We start from the raw sequence: 18,431 nt of genomic DNA on the forward strand, positions 1-18,431 counted from the left end.
GTTCACTGCCGTGCTCCTTCCGGCGTGGTGCCGGTCGTGTACTCGACGCTGCGCGCGGTGAGGTCCATGTACGCCTGCTCCAGCGACACGCCCACGTCGCCCAGGGCGTGCAGCCGTACGCCGCAGTGGTGGGCGATGTCGCCGACCTCGGCGGCGGTCCTGCCGCCGACGGTCACCGCGCCGTCCGGCCCCGTCTCGACGACCACGCCGTCGGCGGCCGCCAGCAGGCGGACCAGCGCGGACCGCTGCGCGGCGTCGGGCACGGTGGCGCGCGCCGTCGCGGGAGAGGCGGCGGCCAGGAACTCCGTCATGGTCGTGTCGCTCAGCAGCCGGCCCCGGCCGATGACGACGAGGTGGTCGGCCGTCACCTGCATCTCGCTCATGAGGTGGCTGGAGAGGAAGACGGTGCGACCCTCCGCCGCCTGGTCCCGTACGAGCCGGCGGATCCACCGCACCCCGTCCGGGTCGAGGCCGTTGACCGGTTCGTCGAGGATCAGCACGGGTGGATCGCCGAGCAGCGCACCCGCCACCCCGAGCCGTCCGCTCATGCCCAGCGAGTACGTGCCGGCCGGCCGACGGGCCGCCTTGGCCAGGCCCACCGTCTCCAGCACCTCGTCCACCCGGCGTGCCGGGATGGCGTTGGAGCGGGCCTGGGCGAGCAGGTGCGCGCGGCCGGAGCGGGCGGGGTGGACGGCGCGGGCGTCAAGCATCGCTCCCACGGCCCGCAGCGGGCGGCGCAGGTCCGCGTAAGGCCGGCCGGCGATCAGGGCCCGCCCTCGGGTGGGGTGGTCGAGGCCCAGGATCATGCGCATGGTGGTGGACTTCCCTGCCCCGTTGGGGCCCAAGAAGCCGGTCACCCGGCCGGCTCGGACGTCGAATGTCAGGTCGTCCACGGCGAGGGTGCCGCCGTAGCGTTTCGTCAGTCCTCGGAGGCTGATCACGAGAGTTCCTTCGCTGTCGGTCGCGGTCTGCGTACGGCTTCGACGCTACGAGCGCGCGGGGCCGGAGCCCATGTGACGAAGGGAAGGGACGTCATGCCTTTCGTCGTGGCAACTCCCCGACTCCGGAGGGATCTTGTGGGCCCACCGCCGGCGCGGCGGCGGGCCGGCCGTAGGCTCGTCCGCGTGGAAGAGACGACAGCGACGACCCGGCCGGTCCGGGTCCTGGTGGCCGACGACGAGGCGATGGTCCGGGCCGGCGTACGCGCCATCCTGGCCCGGGACCCGCACGTCGTGGTGGTCGCGGAGGCCGGGGACGGGCACGAGGCCCTCGCGCTGGCCGGCCGCCACCGACCGGACGTGGTCCTACTGGACATCCAGATGCCCGGCCTCGACGGGCTGACGGCGGTGGGACGGTTCCGCCGGAAGCTGCCCGCGGTTGGGGTGATCATGCTGACGACCTTCGGCCAGGACGACCACATCGCCCGGGCGCTGGAGGAGGGCGCGGACGGCTTTCTGCTCAAGGCGGACGACCCGAGGGAACTGCTCGCCGGTGTGCGGGCGGTCGGCGCGGGTGGGGCGTACCTGTCCCCGCGGGTCGCGGGGCGGGTGATCGCCGGAATCCGCGCCCACCGTGCGGCCCACCCGCACCGCTCCCTGGACCGGCTGACGGAGCGGGAGCGCGATGTGCTGGCCGGCCTCGGCGCCGGGCTCTCCAACGCGGAGATCGCGGGCCGGGCTCCACCTCGTCGAGGGCACGGTGAAGGCACACGTCAGCGCGGTACTGACGAAGCTGGGCGCGCGCAATCGGGTGGAGGCGGCCATCGCGGCGCACGAGTCCGGGCTGAGTGCCCCGCGCGGCGCCTGACACCGGGGTCGGGGTGACCGAACGGTGCCGTTCGGGGCCGGTCGGCCCGGTGGTGACGGTGGCGGCCACGATGGCAGTATCCGGTTCTGAGGGTCCCCGGTGTCTCCGCGCGGACCCGTGCAGCGATCCGCCGGGTCGAGGACCAGGAGATGTGGCCCAACGCGGTCGCCGAGGCACTCTCGTGTGCCGAGCGGGCTTTTGGGGAGCCCGGACGCTACCTGGACGCCTCCGCGTTTGATTCGCCCGGGGTAGCAGATGCCCGTGATGACCTGGAATGGGCGATCCTTTACCTCCCGCCCGGAGCCAAACGGGACTTGGGTCGATTGCTCACGCGCATCGATGAGGAATTCGAGCGCCGTACCCTGCCGGAGCCCAACTACAACGAGTGGGCGACGGCGTGCTGGTGGTGGACGAGAACGCGTGAGCGCTGACGATCCCCGAGGCCGCCGCGGGGCGCCGATGGCTGCTGATCGCGAAGTGTCAGCTTCCGTGATGTGCGCTTGGGATCGGCTCCTGGGGGCGGAAGGTACGGCGATAGGTGTCGGGCGGGACGCCGACGCTGCGGTGGAAGTGGCGGCGCAGCGTGGTCGCGGTGCCCATCCCGGTAGCCATGGCGATGGTGTCGACAGTGGCGTTGGTGGTTTCCAGAAGTTCCTGGGCGTGGCGGATGCGCTGGGCGTGGAGCCACTGCAGTGGTGTGGTGCCGGTGAGGTGTTTGAAGTGCCGGGCGAGGTGGCGTGAGCTCATGCGGGCCCGACGGGCCAGGTCCTCCACGGTGAGCGGTTGGTCCAGTCGCTCCAGCGCCCAGGGGAAGAGTTCTCCCAGGGGGTGGTTGCCGGGCTCGGGCAGGGGGGTGGCGATGAACTGCGCCTGGCCGCCATCGCGGTGGGGTGGGATGACCAGACGGCGTGCGACCTTGTTGGCGTTGGCCGCGCCGTGGTCGAGGCGGACCAGGTGCAGGCACAGGTCCATGGCGGCGGCCTTGCCGGCGGAGGTGAGGACGTCGCCGTTGTCGACGTAGAGGACGTCGGGGTCGACGGTGGCCGCAGGGTGGCGCCGGGCCAGTTCCCCGGTGTGGGCCCAGTGGGTGGTGGCGAGTCTGCCGTCGAGCAGTCCGGCGGCGCCCAGGATGAAGGCGCCCGTGCACAGAGAGGCCACGCGGGCCCCGGCCTCGTGGGCGGCACGCAGCGCCTGGACCAGGTCGGTGGGCGGTTCGCGGTCGGTGTCGGCCCAGCCGGGGACGATCACCGTGTCGGCGTGCGCGAGCTGGTCGAGTCCGTGGTCGGGCTCCAGGCGGAAGCGGTCGACGTGTACCGGACCGCTTCCGCAGACGGAGAAGTCATACCAGGGGTTCACCATGTGGGTCAGATCGGCGCCGAAGACCTCGAGGGCCACGGACAGTTCGTAATGGAGCATGCCGTCGGTGACGGCCAGCGCGACAGAGGGCATGTCCGAAACTGTACGCGTCATGTCGTTTCCGACACTCGTGCGGGGTGCTGCCGCGAGGACAGGATGTGGGTGTCAGGCCGCGGCGGATCGACACCGCGGCCGGGGTGGTTCGAGTGCAAGGGAGCAGTCTCATGGAGTCAGGTCAGCTGGTGGCGGTGTTCGGCGCGTACGGTCACACCGGGCGGTTCGTGGTCGCGGAGCTGGCCGCGCGCGGGTACGTCCCGGTGCCCTCCGGGCGCAACGCCCAGGCGCTGCAGGAGCTGGCCGAGGAGCAGGGCCTTGATGCCCGGGTGGCGACGGTCGAGGATGCGGCGTCGCTGGACCGGGCCCTGGCGGGCACGGTGGCGGTCATCAACTGCGCGGGCCCCTTCGCGACGACCACCGGTCCCGTGATCGAGGCCGCGCTCCGCGCGAAGATCCCGTACCTGGACGTGGCCGCCGAGCTCGAGGCCAACCTCGACACCTTCGCCCGCTACCGCGACCGGGCCCGAGAAGCCGGGGCGGTGATCGTCCCCGCCATGGCCTTCTTCGGCGGCCTCGGCGACCTGCTGGCCACCGCGGCGATGGGCGACTGGACCGCAGCAGACGAGGCCCACATCGCCTACGCGCTCAGCAGCTGGCGCCCCACCGCCGGCACCCGCCTGTCCGGTGCGGTCTCCCGCGAGCGGCGCGGGGACGTCCGCCTGCGCTACCGCGGCGGGGAGTGGGAGCGCCGCACCGACGCCCCGCCCACTCTTCAGTGGACCTTCCCGGAACCGACGGGGGTCCGGGACGTGATCGGGGAGTTCACGATGGCGGACGTCGTCACCGTTCCCCAGCACCTGTCCATCCCCGACGTGACCACCTACATGACCGTCGAAGCGGTCCGGGACGTCGCCACCCCCGACACACCGGCACCGATCGCCGCCGGTGAGGGCGGGCGCTCGGACCAGACCTTCCTCGTCGACGCCGTCGTACGCTCCGGCGGAGTCGAACGCCGGGCGACGGCCGGCGGCCGCGACATCTACGCCGTCACCGCCCCCCTGGTCGCCGAGGCCCTCGAACGCGTCCTGACCGGCCGCACCACGTCCGCAGGCGTAGCCTCCGCCGGTGAGATCTTCGACGCACCGGACTTCCTGCACGCACTCGCCCCGTACATCGCACTCGACCTCCCCCCGCAGGGCGCCTGACCGCGGGCGCTGCCCGACGCAGGACCGTTTCCGGACGCCTCGGCCGGGTCACCGAGCGGCTGCGCCGGGCGATGCGTGCGATCGGGCTGGCCCTGGCGGGCCGGGCCGGCGCCCGTCTCGCCCAGGCCATGGGCATCGCGACCAGCCGCACCACGCTGCTGCGACGGGTGATGGACCTGCAGGACCCGATAGCGACGACGCAGCCTCGCGCCGTCGGCGTGGACGACTCCGCGCTCCGGCGTGGCCACGTCTCCGGAACGGTCGTGATCGACGCCGAGGCCCACCAGGTCCTCGACGCGCTGCCCGAACGCGACGCCGCCACTTTCGCCCCGTGGCTCGCAGCCCACCCCGGAATCGAGGTTGGTCTGCCGCGACCGCGCCGAGGCCGCCGACACCGCCGCACCGCAGGCCCTGCTGGTCGCCGAACGGGCCCGCGCCCACCACACCCTCGACCACGATTGCCTCGCCCAAGGCATGAGCCTGCCGGGCATCGCCCATCACGTGGGCTGGGGACGGCACACCGTCCAGCGGTACGCCCGTGCCGCCGGCCGGCAGGACATGGTCAAGGACCGCAGACGGCAACTCCCCGGCAACCTCGACCCGTTCAAGCCCTACCTGGCCGACCGTTGGGCCGAGACCGACGGGCACATCCCGCCACCTTGACCCTGCCCGGCATCAGCAGCTTCGCCGCCGGGCTGAACAGCAATCTTGACGCGGTGACCGCGGGACTGACCACCTGCCGGAACTCCGGCCCGGTCGAAGGAGCAGTCAACGGGATCAAGACGCTCAAGAGGCAGATGTCCGGCCGTGCCGGCTTCGGCCTGCTGCGCAAACGGGTTGCTCTCCTGAGGCTGCGGTCAGACCGCGTCCTCCACCAGTCCGAAGCCCTCCGGGAACTCCTCCAGAAACGCTCGCCGCGACGGATCAGACTCCTCGCGGGCCATGGTGGCGAGTAGGCCGAGGAACTCGTCCTGCTGTTCACGCGACAGCTTGCTCACGACGTGAGCGACGCCCTCCAGGACCTTGACGGCGTCGTCTGGATCCATTTGCTCGTCTTCACAGCCTTCGACGAACCAGAGGACATCGACCAGAGCCTCGGCCAGAGCTCTCGTCAAGGAGGGATACGCACCAGGCATCGAGACGATCTCCCAGCAAGTCGGCGAACAGAGTCCGTCATCTCAACACATGCCACTGTTCGATCGGCAGGTCAGCCCAGCAGGTGGGCGATTCGAGACGCGTCGTATCCGGCGTCCAGCACGTCCGGGGCCGGCCCCGATGAGGCGTTCGATGACCTCGCGGACCTGGCCGGCGGTGACGACGGCCAGGTCCGCGCCGCGCTCCAGCCGGATCGCGTCGAGCAACGCGGTCCACGAAGACCGGCCCGTCTCCAGCGCGGCGACGATCGAGCACGGCCGGCCGGGCACCATCTGGTGCTTGCCCAGGCCCCGGCCGAACGTGTGACAGAACGAGCGGTCCGAGCACGTGTCGGCATCCGGCTGCAGCCACGGGGAGACGTCCACCGCCAGAACCAGGCAACCATCGGCAGTGGCAGCGGCACACCGGCCAGGGCCCGCCTCAGCCGGGCCACATCGACCCGGCCCCTGGCGCCTCTGGCGAACCGGGGAAACCCGGGCCAACTCCATCCGTTCAAGGGAGGGGCAGCCGTTCGCTGCCGGCCGCTCGCTCGGTGGGTCAGCCGGTGATCGAGAAGACGATCAAGCCGTCCTCGGCCCACCACCAGGCTCCCTCACCCGTGCTCCACTCCGAGGCCCAGCCGTCGAGGGCCTCGATGAGCTCCCCGAGGTCGTACCGGAGATCGGCGTCGACACGGTCCAGCACCGCGCGGTAGGCCTCCACCGCGAGGACGGCCTTCGCCAGGGGCCAGCAGCCGATCTCCGGTGAGCCCTCCAGGGGAGCGGGTATGCGGAACCCGATCTGCGAGGGCGGGCCGCTGAAGACGTACTGGTAGGGCAGGAGGTCGGCCGGCACGCCCACCGCGCTCAGGGCGTCGTCCAGGGCGGAGAAGAAGGTGGCAGGGCTCCGGTAGCTCGCCAGGGTCGAGCTGTCGCTCGCGTTGTGGTCGATGATGATCTGGAGGGCCTCGTAGTAGGCGCAACCGGCGTAAGCGGCGGACGAGTCGGCACGGCCGGAGACCAGCTCCTCCAGGGCGTCCGGGACCGAAAGCCCCCAGTCCACGCCCTGGTGGTCGAGGCTGTCCTGACATTCCTTCGCCCTGGCACGCATGTTGTCCAGACGTCGGGATTCGTCGGCGCTCAGGTCCAGAGCGGGCACGAAGCGCACGATGTTGCCGGGGTTCGCCATGCTGTAGTTCACGATCTTGCTCATGGCGTTCATACTGCCAAAGCGCACTGACAGCCTGGTGTCCGTCACTGGGTTCACAGGTCCTGGAGCCGCTCAGGCCGTCGTCGCCGCCGGAGCCGACGACGGGGAAGACCCGCAGCCCGCGGTGGAACGCCGTGCCGTCCCGGTGCTGGGGAGGAAGCCGTACCGCCAGTAGCGAGGGAGGGAGCGGCCACGCTCCGCGGCCCGCGCGGCCCGCGCGGCCGGTCCGGCCCGCCCGGCTCCGGCTCGGGGAACGGCGCCGCCCCCGACGGCCCAGCACCTCGGCGGCCGCATGGCCGAAGAGCGCCCGAGCCCCTGGACCCCACGCGTATCCCCCGGGCCCTGCTCGTCGCATCCGAACACCGCGACCGCCGGATCGGGACGGACCACGCTTCCCACTTCCCCTGTCGCCACGTGGCGCTCAGGCCCCGGACGGCGCGGCGGCCGGCTCCGGTGCCCGGACGCTGCGGACGCCGAGCAGGCCCAGGGAGGAACCCGCGACCAGGAGGGCGGCGACACCGAGCGTCGTGCCGGGGCCGACGGCCCCGGCGACGACTCCGGCCAGAGCCATGCCCGCCGGGTTCATGGCGGTGGACAGCAGCCAGCCGAAGGAGTCGACCCGGGAAATCAACTCCGGAGGTATTCGCCGCTGCACGGTGGCGTCCCACAGGGTCGAGCTCAGCCCGAGGGCGCTGTTCATCAGGGCCGTTGCCACCGCGATCACGACGGCGTGCGCGTGGAGCGCAATGAGGGCCAGGGGCAGGCACCCGAGCGCCATGCACACGTTGGCCACGGCCAGCGGACGGGAGGTTCTGATCCGCAGGGCGACCAGGGCTCCTGCCAGCGCCCCCACCGCCCCCGCCTGAGCGATCATGCCCCAGGCGAACTCCCCGCCGAGCGAGCGGACGACCACGAGGGCGCCGACCGTGAAGAAGACGCAGCGCCCCAGGTTCCACAGGGCGTGTCCGATGAGGTTCGTCCAATACCAGCGGTGCCGCCGTACCTCGCGCCAGCCCTCGGCCAGCTCGGCGGCGAAGGGTTCCCGGACTCTTCCGGTGCGGCGCACGGGCAGTACGGCCAGCGTGGCGGCGCTGATCACGAAAGTGGCGGCGTCCGCGACCAGTCCCCAGCCCGGGCCGATCGCCAGGGTGAGCGCAGTGGCTGCGGCCGGGCCGGCGAGCGCGGCCACCCGCTGAGATACCCCCATGAGGGCGTTGGCCTGCTGGAGTTCCTCCCGCGGGACCAGGGACTGCAACAACCCGGCGGCGGCCGGCTGGAAAACGCCGGACGCGGCGCCGGTGCAGCCGGCCGCGACGAGCAGCACGGCCGTGCTCGGATGACCGGAGATCAGTTGTACGGCAGCGGTCAGCTGGGCACTCGCCCTCACCACCTCGGCACCGATCATGAGCACATTGCGCGGCAGGCGGTCTGCCCACACGCCGCCCGGCACTGCACTGAGCACCTCACAGAGGAACATGACGCCGAGGACCAGCCCCAGGTCGGAAGCCGTTCCGTCGTGCTGCAGCACCGCCAGGGTCAGCGTGATCGGTGCGAGTCCGCTGCCGATCTGGGAACACGACTGACCCGCCCACACGATCAGGAAGCGCCGCCGGCGCAGTGGCGCGGGCAGCGCCCGGCCCACGACCCGACGCTGTCGCCCCTGCCCCGCTCCGCCTCCCGCGGACTGCTTCAGCATGTCGGGGAGTGCGCGTGGCGGCCCGGGCCCGCGGGTGCCCGCTCCGCTGGGCGCGGACGAGTGGGGGACATGCGGGGGAGGGGCGCCCGGGCGCCCGGTGTGCTCAAAAGATCTCCTGCAGATCGGCGAAACCGCGGACGGTTACGAAGCGCTCGCTCGGGCCCGGTTCGTCGTCGGCCTCCAGACGCCAGGTGTGCGGATGCGGCACCAGGACCGCGCCCAGACCTGCGGAGAGCGCAGGATTGATGTCCGAGCGCAGGGAGTTGCCGATCATCCAGGTCCTGGAACGCTGGAGGCCGTGGCGGTCCGCGAAGGCGCGGTAGGCGCTGGTGTTCTTTTCGGACACCACGGTCGCATCCCTGAAGTGGCCCGCCAGTCCGGACCGTTCGATCTTGTCGCGCTGCTCGGGCTCCGAGCCCTTGGTCAGCAGGTAGAGGTGGTGCCTCGCGCCCAGGGCGTCGAGGGTGGCCGCCACGTCCTCGATGAGAACCATCTCCATGGCGTGGACGGGGCCGCACAGCCGGGCGATCGCGGCGGCCGCCGCGGGCTCTGGCGTCCCGGTGCCGTGCAGGGTACACCAGCAGTCGAGCAGGCTCTGCTGGAAGATCGACGCCCCGTAGCCGTGCCGCCGGATGTTGGTCCGCTCTGCCTCGTCGACGGCCTCGCGCACCGCGGCGCGATCGGGCTCGCGGTGTCCGACGAGGTCGACAAAGGACTCGATGGCAGCCTCGTAGTAGATGTTGTTCTCCCAGAGGGTGTCATCTGCGTCGAAGATCAGGTGCTGCGCGTCCGCGTCCAACGGGTCGCCCCCCAACGGCCGTTCGGGCCCTCGTTGCCCGAGGTATCCGGACTGTAGTGCCATTTCACATGTGACGCTACTTCCAACTGGCCCGCAGCAGAATGCAGTTATGCAATGTCACATGTGATGCTAGTGTCCGGTTCGGCAAGGGAGGCGGACAGCCTCCAGGCCACCTGCGCCCTCGTGACCTGCAGTCCCGCGCGCAGTCGGCCCTCCCCAGCGACAGTGAGCCGCCATCGCCCAAGGAGTCGCACCCTTGAACAGACACTCAGGACCTCCACCCGGCCAACACGTCGAGCTTCCCCACGACCACCCCGTCGTGGCGCGCGTACTCGGCGGGATGCTCCTCCGGCAGGCCCGGGCGACACCCGACCGCGTCGCCGTCGTCACCTCTTCCGGCACCCTCACCTACGGCGAGTTGACGGGGCGCGCCCTGCGCATCGCGGAGGCGATCGACGACCCGGACCGGCCCGGCCGAAGGGTCGCCATCCGGCTGCCCCGCGGCCAGGCCCAGGTCGTCGCACTGGTCGCCGCAGCCCTGTCACGTGCGGTGCAACTCGCAGTCGACGTGTCCGACCCGGCCCACCGCACCGACGCCCTGCTGACCGACTTCGAAGCCGACCTGCTGGTCACGGACCGGGCCACCGACGAGTTACGCCCCGTGGTCCCGGCCCTGCGCAGGCTGCTGGTCGACGAACGGGGGGACCTGACCGGCCCACCCGCCGGCCCCGGAGCCGGCCGGCCGGCCCCGGCCCCGCTCTCGCCGCGGGGTCCGGCCAGCCCCGAGGACGTGGCCTACTGCGTCTACACCTCCGGCACGACCGGTGCGCCGAAGGCCGTCGAGATCACACACCGGGGCATCACCGGGCGGCTGTCCTGGCTCCAGGAGGCCTTCGGCCTCACCCCGCAGGACCGGGTCCTCTACAGCAGCAGCTGCAGTTTCGACGCCAGCATCGGTGAGGTCTTCTGGCCGTTGACGGCCGGCGCGCAGCTCGTCGTTCCGGAACCCGGCACACGGCGCGACCCGGACCGCCTGGCCGCCGTCGTGGCGGAGCACCGGGTGACGGTCCTGCAGATGGTGCCGTCCCTCCTCGACCTCTTCCTGCTCGGCCGCCGACCGGACGAACGCTACGACGGCCTCCGGCTCGTCCTGGCCGGCGGCGAGCGGCTGACCCCAGAACTGGTCCGGCGCGTGCACGCCCGTACCTCCGCGCGGCTGTTCAACCTGTACGGACCCAGCGAGTGCTCCGTCTACGCGACGTCCTGGGAATGCCCGCGGGACCCGGATCCGGAGGAGGTCCTCATCGGCGCACCCGTCGCGGAAACCGACCTCTTCGTCCTCGGCCCCGACGGGAGGCCCGTACCCGACGGTGAACCGGGGGAGCTGTACATCGGCGGACCGGGCGTCGGACGCGGCTACTGGCGGCGCCCCGACCTGACCGCGTCCGTCTTTCTCGAAGGACTCGAAAGACTCGAAGGACTTGAAGGACCCGCGGCATCCGGCGGTGCCGACGGACCGGACGGACCCGGCCGGCGCGGTGGGCGGCCCGGTCGCGTCTACCGCACCGGCGATCTGGTCCGCAGACGACCGGACGGCCTGTACGCGCACCTGGGGCGCGTCGACCGACAGGTGAAGATCCGCGGATACCGCATCGAGCCGGGCGAGGTGGAGCAGGTGATCTCCCGCGACCGGGCGGTGCGCCAGGTCGCGGTCCTGCCACTGGCCCGCGGCACGGACACCGTGCTCGCCGCGGCACTTGTCCTGCACCCCGGTGCCGACCCCGGGCAGGCTGTGGAGCGCATCGGCACCCTGCTGGCCGGCGCCCTCCCCGGCTACCTGCGCCCGGCCGTGCTCGCCCCTGTCACGGAACTGCCCCTGAACGCCGCCGGCAAGCTCGACGCGAAGAACCTCGCCGAGCGGCTGGCGGCCACCGCCGTGCAGCCGCACATGTCGGCCGGGGCGCCGCCGGAGCCCGCCCGGGGCCGGCCGGACACCGAGGCGCTCATCACCAAGATCTGGCAGTCGGCGCTGAAGGTCGACGGAATCAGCGCCGACCAGGACTTCTTTGACCTCGGCGGGGATTCCTTCACCGCCTTGCGGTCCATCCGTGCACTCGAACGCGAGCTCGGACGGGACATCGACGTGAGCGTCCTGTACGCGCACCCCACCGCCGCCTCCCTGGCGGCGGCACTCGGCGACGACGTCTGACGGCCCCGGGCTGCCGGTCCCCACCGGCGACCCGCAGCCCGTCGCCGGGGACGCCGACCCCGGGCCCCGGACCGTTCGGCCCCCCGCCGCCGAGTCCCCCTTGCCCACGACCACCTCCCGAAGGAGCTCGACATGTCCGTGATGCTGGGTCAGTTGCACGTACCGGGACGCCGAGAAGACGTACTCGGGCGGATCCGGAACCGACTGCACGAGCAGAACAGCACCCTGCCGGCAGCGATCCGCGAGCGCGAACTCTACTTCCGGCTCTCAGTCGTCGGAACCTGCAACCTCTCCTGCACCTTCTGCCACAACGAGGGCGCGCCGACCAGCGGCAAACTCACGGTGGACACCGCGAGCGCCGCCATCGCGGCGGCTACCCGGGCAGGCTTCACCCGGGTGCAGCTCACCGGCGGCGAACCGCTGCTGCGGCCCGACATACCCGACTTCGTACGGGCCGCCCGGGAACACGTCGACGACGTGGGCGTGACGACCAACGGCACCTTCCTCCCGCAGCGGCTGGAAGGCCTGCTCGACGCCGGGCTCTCCCGCATGCACGTGTCCCTCCAGACCGAGCCCCTCGAAGAGGCGGGCAGCGCCGACCAGTGGGGGATCCCGCCCTGGCTGATGCCCACGGTGGACCGCGCCGCCTCCGGCCTGTTCACCCTGCGGCTGAACCTTCCGGTGCCGGCCGACGCACTCGACCGGACGGAGGCCTTCCTGTACACCCTCACCCGCAAGGGCGTGGACATCAAGGTGTTCTCGGTCCTTCCGGAAGGCGAGGTGCGCGAGGACAGCTACCCGCTCGCGGAACTCGAAGCGCTGGTCGAGCGCGTGAACTCCGAGAACGCCGGCCACCACGCCGGCGAAGTGCTGCTGCGCGGCTTCCGGCCGCCGTCCGGGATCCGCTGCGCGACCTGCAGCGACCTCGCCCGCTGCAAGGAACAGTCGCACTCGCTGCGGCTGGGAGCCGACCTGGTGCTCCGGCCCTGCCTGGCGACCCGGCAATGGGACGCCCCGCTGGACCCGGACGACATGGACACGTCGCTGACCGAGGCCGCCCTGCTCGCGCTGGACTACCAGTGGTAACCCCCGCGCCCGACGCCTACGACCTGGGCACCCCCGTCGCCGGAACGGGCCGCGGCCTGTACGTCGCGGTCTCCGGCAACACCTCCGGCGGAAAGTCCACACTCGTGGAACAGCTACGCAGGGAGCTCGTCGCGGACGGGGTGCCGGCGATCGGGGTCTCCGAGCGGGCGTTCCACCACCGCTTCCTGCCCCTGATGTTCTCCAACAGCCGTGACTTCGCCTTCCCCATCCAGCTCAGCTTCATGCTCGAACGCCACATGGTGCTGCTGCGGAACCTGGCCCTGGGCCGGACCGTCGTCATGGAGCGCTCGCACCTGGACGACTTCCTCTTCGTACGCGAGCACGCCGAGTCGGGGAACATCGCAGCGGACCAGGTCGCCGCCTACCGCGGACTGGCCCACGTGCTGCACGCCCGCATCCCCGACCCCGACGTGCTCGTCCTGATGAACCCGCCCGCCGAGGTCTCGCTCAAGCGCCTGGCCGCCGCCGAGGAAGCGGGCGAACGGCCGCGCGAGTTCCCCGACGAGGCGGTCAAGCGGGGCTGGGTCGAGCGCTGGCACGCCATGTACGAGGACCTGCACGCCCACTTCCGCGAGCGCCGTGCGAGCGACCCGCAGTTCGCCGAGGTCTCGCTGCTGCACGTCGACCCCGAGGCGCCGGCCGGGTCGGCGGTGCCGCAGGTGCTCGCCGCCATCCGCGCGAAGCAAGCCCTGCGCGGCCGATGAGCGCCACCCTCAGCACCCGCTATCCCGCGGCGCCGTTCCTCGCCCGGCTGGCCGCGGCCGGCTCGGACCTCGGACGGCAGCTGGCGGGCGCCCTGGACATGCCCCTGCGGGACTACCTGGGCACGCTGCTCCCGTCGGCTCCCGCAGCCGGCAGTGCCAACCCCCACCGCCGCCGGTTCGCCGCCACCGTGACCCGGTGGCTCGGGCAGAGGGGAGTCCCCGATCCCGAGGCGGCGGGAGACCACCTGCTGCACGTACCCGTGATGGAGGCCGCCAGCCATTCCAACCTCCTCCTCGACGTGGAGACGTTCCTCAACACCTACCTGTTGCACGTCGCCCACCGGGAGGCGGGCCACCGGCTGATGGTGGTCACCCAGTGCTCCACCGTCAGCTGCATGTCCCGCAGGGCACCGGTGAGCGGCCCCCTGTTCCTGCGCACCCGGGGGTCGCTGTACCAGGTCTTCCCGTTCTCCAAGAGACTGCTGAAGGATTCCTCGTTCTGTGCCCTGCCCGGTCCGCTGGAGATGAGGCTCGACCTGCTCCAGGGACCGGGGCCGTATGCCGACGAGGACCCCGTGCTGCGCCGGCTCGCCGGGCGGACCTGGCGCGACGCGGCCGAGGCATACCGGGTCTGCAACGAGGAGATCTGGTCGCAGCTGCCCCTGCCCGGCTCGTTGCGGCGCGTCGCGCTGGACGAGTCCGCGGCTGCCGACTGCGTCGCGGAGCACCTGCTGGACCCGGCGAGCCCGGTCCGGCACCTGGTGTTCGACCCGGTGCTGCGCGCTGCCTTCCTGGCGGTGAAGCGCGAGCTGGTGGCGGACCGCGGCAACCTGGCTGTCAACCGGGCCGCCCCGGACCACTTCTGGGTCCGGCGCGGCACCCGGCTCCAGCCCGTCCTCGTACACGAGGAGGCGGGCGGCACCGCACTGCTGCGGGAGGCCGGCGGCCGGGCGGTCCCCGTCCCGTTCGAGCCCGAGGCGGTCGCAGCGGCGCTGCGGTCCGGGCTGCTGCAGGCGGACCGGGTGCTCGCGTACCTCGTGCGCTGCATCCTGCCGGGCATCGTGGCCGTGGGCGGCACCAGCCAGCAGGACTACGTCCGCCTGTACGTGCGCCTGCTGCTGGAGACGCACCGCCGGGTGCCGTTCCTCGACACGGCAGACGCGGCCACGGCCGCCGCACCAGGCCTGAGCCGGCTCGGCGGCATGCCGCTCGTCGACATGACAGGGCCCGCGGCGCAGGCCCTGTCCACCCTGTCACCACGCTCGGACCTGCGCGCTTTCGAACGATCCGTGCTCGACGAACCGCTCGGCCGCACGATCGGCTCCCTGCCCAGCGCCCGCTACCTGGAGCAGGCCCTCGACCGCTACGAGGGCAAGGGCGGGAGCCCCGGCGAGCGCCGAGAAGACAAGGAGGCGGACGAGTGATCGTCCTGGGAGTCAACAGCTACTTCGAACACCCGTCGGCAGCCCTGCTCCAGGACGGCCGGCTGCTCTTCGCCGTGGAGGACGAACGGTTCACCGGAGTCAAACACGGCCGCCGCTACAGCCCGTACCGGAGCTACTTCCCCATCGACGCCGTCCACCGCGCCCTGGACCACGCGGACCTGCGGCTCTCGGACGTCGACGAGATCGCCTACTCCTACCACCGCTGGTCCCACCTGCGCAGCCTCTGGGGCTGCCTCACCGGACGGCGGCTCTCCTCCCTGCGGGAAGAGCTGAACGCGTTCGCCAACCTCGCCAACCTCGCGGAGTCGCTGCGCTCCGGCTACGACGTGCCGCAGCGCTACCGGCAGCGGATCGGCCCGCAGGACGCCCGCCGCGTGCCCTTCCGAGAGTGGCCGCACCACCTGAGCCACGCAGCCTCGGCGTTCTTCTGCTCCGGCTGGGACGAGGCGTTGACGGTGGTGTGCGACGGGGCTGGGGAGAACGCGTGCACCTCGGTGTTCGCGGGCCGGGGCAGGAGGCTGGTCCCGCTCGGGCAGGAGAACGTCCCCGATTCCCTGGGGATCTTCTACTCGCTGGTCACCCGGCACCTGGGCTTCGAGCCGTTCTCCGACGAGTTCAAGGTGATGGGCCTGGCGGCGTACGGCGAACCGCGCTTCGCCCCGGAGTTCCGCCGCATCGTGGTGCTGCTGCCCCACGGCCGCTACCGCGTGGACGTGGGCCTGCTGCGGGCCCTGGGCCGTCTCGTCACGGCGGCCCGGACTCCCGGCACCCCCCTGGAACAGGTCCACAAGGACCTGGCGGCCTCAGCCCAGCAGCGACTGGAGGAAGCCCTCGAACACGTGATCACACACTACGCGAGGGCCACCGGGCTGCGCAGGCTGTGCCTGGCCGGCGGAACCTTCCTGAACTGCGTGGCCAACGGCCGGATCGCCCGGCTCGGACTCTTCGACGACATCTTCGTCCAGCCGGCCGCCAGCGACGCCGGCACCGCGGTCGGCGCCGCGGCGCTCAGCACCATCCGGCGCGGCGGCAGGGCGCAGGTATCGGTGCCCTCCTACTTCCTGGGCACCGAGTACGGCGACGACGCAGCGGAGGCCGCGTTCGCCGCGGCGGGCGTGAAGCCCGAACGGCTCCCGGAACGGGAGATGGCACGACGGCTCGCAGAACGTCTCGCCGGGGGCCGCGTTGCGGCCGTCTTCCGCGGCCGCATGGAGTTCGGCCCCCGGGCCCTGGGCAACCGCAGCCTCCTGGCCGACGCCTCCGCACCCGCCATGCGGGACCGGCTGAACGAGATCAAGGGCCGCGAGGACTTCCGCCCGGTGGCGCCGATCGTGACCGAGGATGCCTTCGGCGAGTTCTTCGACGGCCACCGCGACCCGTACATGCTCTTCACCAGCACGGTCCTGCCGGAGGCTCGCGAGCGGATCCCCGCGGCCGTCCACGCCGACGGCACGGCGCGGGTACAGACCGTCTCCGCCCGGACCAGTCCCTTCCTGGACGTGCTGCTGCGCGAGTTCGGATCCCGCACCGGCAGCCCGGTGCTGGTCAACACCTCGTTCAACGTGCGGGGCAAGCCCATCGTGGAGAGCCCCCAGGAAGCCCTGGCCTGCTACTTCACCTCAGGGATCGACTGCATCGCCATCGGCGGGTTCTTCCACGAGAAGGACGGGTGATCCGTGACCGCCGACACCACCCCCACGACGGTCAACCGGGCCGCCTGGGACCTGCGGACCGCCGTGCACCTCCAGTCCGACTTCTACCCGGTGGACCGCGTGCGAGCCGGGCAGTCCACCCTCAACCCACCCGAACTCGCCCTCGCCGGCGACGTCCGCGGGCTGCGACTGCTGCACCTGCAGTGCCACTTCGGCCTCGACACCCTGTCCTGGGCCCGGCTCGGAGCCGAAGCCACCGGGATCGACTTCTCGCCGGCCGCCGTCTCCGCGGCACGCACCCTGGCCGAGGAGACGGGCCTGCCCGCCCGGTTCGAATGCGCCGACGTGCTGGCGCTGGACGCGCCCGGCACCCCGTACGACCTGGCCGTCACCACGTACGGGGTGCTCTGCTGGCTCGACGACCTCGACCGGTGGGCGCGCGCCGTGCACCGCATGCTGCGGCCGGGCGGCCGCCTGGTCCTGGTCGAGTTCCACCCCGTGTTGGAGGCCCTCCACCCGGGCCGGCTCAGCGGGGCCGGCGGCTACTTCCCCGGCGGACCCCCGCAGGCCGTCTGGACCGAAGGCACCTACACCGACCCCTCGGCGCCCATCCGCTACCCCGAATACCGATGGCAGCACCCCGTGGGCTCGGTGGTCGGAGCACTGGTCGGCGCCGGCATGGAGGTGACCGGGCTGCACGAGTACCCGCACTGCTCGTACCGCCTCTTCGACGAGCTGGACACCTGCGCCGACGGCCTGTGGTCGGACGCGTCCGCACCGGGCCGCCTCCCCTACATGTACGCGATCACCGCCACGAGGAAGACGACGTGACCCACCGACAGCTGGCCCGGCTGCTGCCGCATGCCGACCTTCCCCTGCCCCTGGGCGACGGGCGGACGCCCACGCCCCTGGAGGCCCGGCCCGACCTCTCGGCCCGTCTGGGCCCCGAGGTGCTCCTCAAACGCGAGGACCTGCTGGACGACCTCGGCGGCGGCCACAAGGTGCGCAAGCTCGACTACGTGGTCGCCGACGCACTGCGGCAGGGTGCGACGGCCCTGGTCACCGGAGGCAGTCTGCCCTCCGGGCAGTGCGTGGCCGTCGCCGCGGCCGCCCGGCGCCACGGCCTGGAACCGGTGCTGGTCTACAGCGGCGACGAGCAGCGCCGTCCGTCCCACCCGCAGGGCAGCTACTTGCTGGCCCTGATGCTGGCGACCGAGGTGGTGTGGCACGAGCGGACCCCCTGGTCCCGCAACGCCGAACTCCTCGCCGACGCCTGCCGGAAGGCTGCCGCCCGCGGCCTCGTGCCCTACCCGGTCCCGCCCGGCATCACCACCTGGCCCGGGCTGCTCGGCAGCGTGGGCCTGGGCCTGGAGCTGGCCGACCAGCTCGGTACGGGGGCCGGCGAAGCACCTGGAGTCCGGCCGGACCCGGCTCACGGGCGGCGCGAGGTGCACGTCGTGGCGCCCGCCGGCTCGGGAGCCACCTGCCTGGGCCTCGCACTGGCGGCCCGGCTGCTGGGTCTGCGCTGGCAGGTCCACGGCGTGTGCATCGGCGGCGGAAGGGCAGCCGTGGAGGCGGAGATCGACGCCCTCCGGCAGGAGGCGGCCCGGCGGCTGGGCCGCCCGGACCTCGCCGATCCCGCCGCCGCCCCCGTGCACGTCCACGACCAGTGGCTCGCCGCCGGGTACGACCGTCCGTCGGAGGCCGAACTGTCGGCCATGGCCGAAGCCGTGGGCGACCACGGCCTGCTCCTCGACCCCACCTACATGCTGAAGGCGTTCCTCGGGCTGAGGGGACTCGCCGCGAGCGGGGCGATACCCCCTGCCGCACGGGCCGTGCTCGTGCACACCGGCGGCTCCCTGGGCCTGTTCGGCTCCTCCCCGGCCCTGCGGTCCTGGAGCCGGGAGCGGTTCGCCCCCTTCCTCGCACCGGCCGCGCCGGACGGCGTCCCCGATGGTGTCCCCGCCGGCGCTCCCACCAGCTTCACCGCCGCGACCGCCCGATCCGGTGGCGCCCGACCGACAGGAGCATGACGACGTGGCACGCGACCAG

At 72.3% G+C, this 18,431-nt stretch carries 15 protein-coding genes and 2 pseudogenes; 10 read left to right on the plus strand and 7 right to left on the minus strand.

Annotated features, from left to right (window positions below; translation table 11 throughout):
• Nucleotides 1–2: 2 nt before the first annotated feature.
• On the minus strand, nt 3–941 hold the full coding sequence (locus SSNG_RS32865) for an ATP-binding cassette domain-containing protein (RefSeq protein WP_007268264.1): 939 nt from the start codon (nt 939–941) through the stop codon (nt 3–5).
• Nucleotides 942–1,184: 243 nt separating this feature from the next.
• On the opposite strand from SSNG_RS32865, the pseudogene SSNG_RS32870 reads away from it, so the two are divergent.
• Nucleotides 1,185–1,806: pseudogene (locus SSNG_RS32870) on the plus strand (response regulator transcription factor).
• Between the two features lie 480 nt (nt 1,807–2,286).
• Here the strand turns inward: SSNG_RS32870 and SSNG_RS32875 are convergent.
• A complete protein-coding gene (locus SSNG_RS32875; protein WP_007268267.1) occupies nt 2,287–3,255 on the minus strand; it encodes a helix-turn-helix domain-containing protein in 969 nt (322 codons plus the stop codon).
• A 131-nt stretch (nt 3,256–3,386) separates the two neighbouring features.
• Between SSNG_RS32875 and SSNG_RS32880 the strand changes: the two genes are divergently transcribed.
• Complete coding sequence (locus SSNG_RS32880) at nt 3,387–4,424, plus strand: saccharopine dehydrogenase NADP-binding domain-containing protein (RefSeq protein WP_206731356.1); 1,038 nt, start codon at nt 3,387–3,389, stop codon at nt 4,422–4,424.
• A gap of 360 nt (nt 4,425–4,784) precedes the next feature.
• Entirely contained in the window at nt 4,785–5,087 is a 303-nt protein-coding gene (locus tag SSNG_RS44380) for a hypothetical protein (RefSeq protein ID WP_007268269.1), read from the plus strand.
• Nucleotides 5,088–5,281: 194 nt separating this feature from the next.
• Here SSNG_RS44380 and SSNG_RS32890 read toward each other — a convergent pair whose 3' ends face one another.
• From SSNG_RS32890 to SSNG_RS32910, 5 genes and pseudogenes are all read right to left on the minus strand, one after another.
• Entirely contained in the window at nt 5,282–5,470 is a 189-nt protein-coding gene (locus tag SSNG_RS32890) for a hypothetical protein (protein ID WP_241695291.1), read from the minus strand.
• 167 nt (nt 5,471–5,637) lie between these two features.
• Nucleotides 5,638–6,024, minus strand: a pseudogene (locus tag SSNG_RS32895) (transposase); the annotation flags it as partial.
• A gap of 92 nt (nt 6,025–6,116) precedes the next feature.
• Nucleotides 6,117–6,770 (minus strand): hypothetical protein, encoded by a 654-nt coding sequence (locus tag SSNG_RS32900; protein WP_007268272.1) that lies wholly within the window; start codon nt 6,768–6,770, stop codon nt 6,117–6,119.
• Between the two features lie 418 nt (nt 6,771–7,188).
• Nucleotides 7,189–8,463, minus strand: coding sequence for an MFS transporter (locus SSNG_RS32905; RefSeq protein WP_007268273.1), 1,275 nt, complete (start codon nt 8,461–8,463; stop codon nt 7,189–7,191).
• A gap of 103 nt (nt 8,464–8,566) precedes the next feature.
• Nucleotides 8,567–9,262, minus strand: coding sequence for an HAD family hydrolase (locus SSNG_RS32910; protein WP_007268274.1), 696 nt, complete (start codon nt 9,260–9,262; stop codon nt 8,567–8,569).
• A 256-nt stretch (nt 9,263–9,518) separates the two neighbouring features.
• Between SSNG_RS32910 and SSNG_RS32915 the strand changes: the two genes are divergently transcribed.
• From SSNG_RS32915 to SSNG_RS32945, 7 genes are all read left to right on the plus strand, one after another.
• Entirely contained in the window at nt 9,519–11,471 is a 1,953-nt protein-coding gene (locus SSNG_RS32915) for a non-ribosomal peptide synthetase (protein ID WP_007268275.1), read from the plus strand.
• Nucleotides 11,472–11,603: 132 nt separating this feature from the next.
• The gene (locus SSNG_RS32920) at nt 11,604–12,557 is read left to right on the plus strand and encodes a radical SAM protein (protein ID WP_007268276.1); all 954 of its coding nucleotides are present in this window, start codon (nt 11,604–11,606) and stop codon (nt 12,555–12,557) included.
• Nucleotides 12,551–13,282, plus strand: coding sequence for a deoxynucleoside kinase (locus SSNG_RS32925; protein WP_007268277.1), 732 nt, complete (start codon nt 12,551–12,553; stop codon nt 13,280–13,282). The genes SSNG_RS32920 and SSNG_RS32925 overlap by 7 nt, the downstream gene beginning before the upstream one ends.
• Entirely contained in the window at nt 13,279–14,706 is a 1,428-nt protein-coding gene (locus SSNG_RS32930) for a hypothetical protein (protein ID WP_007268278.1), read from the plus strand. The genes SSNG_RS32925 and SSNG_RS32930 overlap by 4 nt, the downstream gene beginning before the upstream one ends.
• Nucleotides 14,703–16,400: a carbamoyltransferase C-terminal domain-containing protein gene (locus tag SSNG_RS32935; protein ID WP_007268279.1), complete on the plus strand. Its 1,698-nt coding sequence runs from the start codon at nt 14,703–14,705 to the stop codon at nt 16,398–16,400. Before SSNG_RS32930 ends, SSNG_RS32935 begins: the two co-directional genes overlap by 4 nt.
• 3 nt (nt 16,401–16,403) lie before the next feature.
• Entirely contained in the window at nt 16,404–17,210 is an 807-nt protein-coding gene (locus SSNG_RS32940) for a class I SAM-dependent methyltransferase (protein WP_007268280.1), read from the plus strand.
• Nucleotides 17,207–18,412 carry a pyridoxal-phosphate dependent enzyme gene (locus SSNG_RS32945; protein WP_128637292.1) on the plus strand — a complete coding sequence of 402 codons (1,206 nt, stop codon included), beginning with the start codon at nt 17,207–17,209 and terminating at the stop codon, nt 18,410–18,412. The genes SSNG_RS32940 and SSNG_RS32945 overlap by 4 nt, the downstream gene beginning before the upstream one ends.
• Nucleotides 18,413–18,431 lie beyond the last annotated feature (19 nt).

Source organism: Streptomyces sp. C, from assembly GCF_000158895.1.
Classification (GTDB): Bacteria; Actinomycetota; Actinomycetes; order Streptomycetales; family Streptomycetaceae; genus Streptomyces; species Streptomyces racemochromogenes.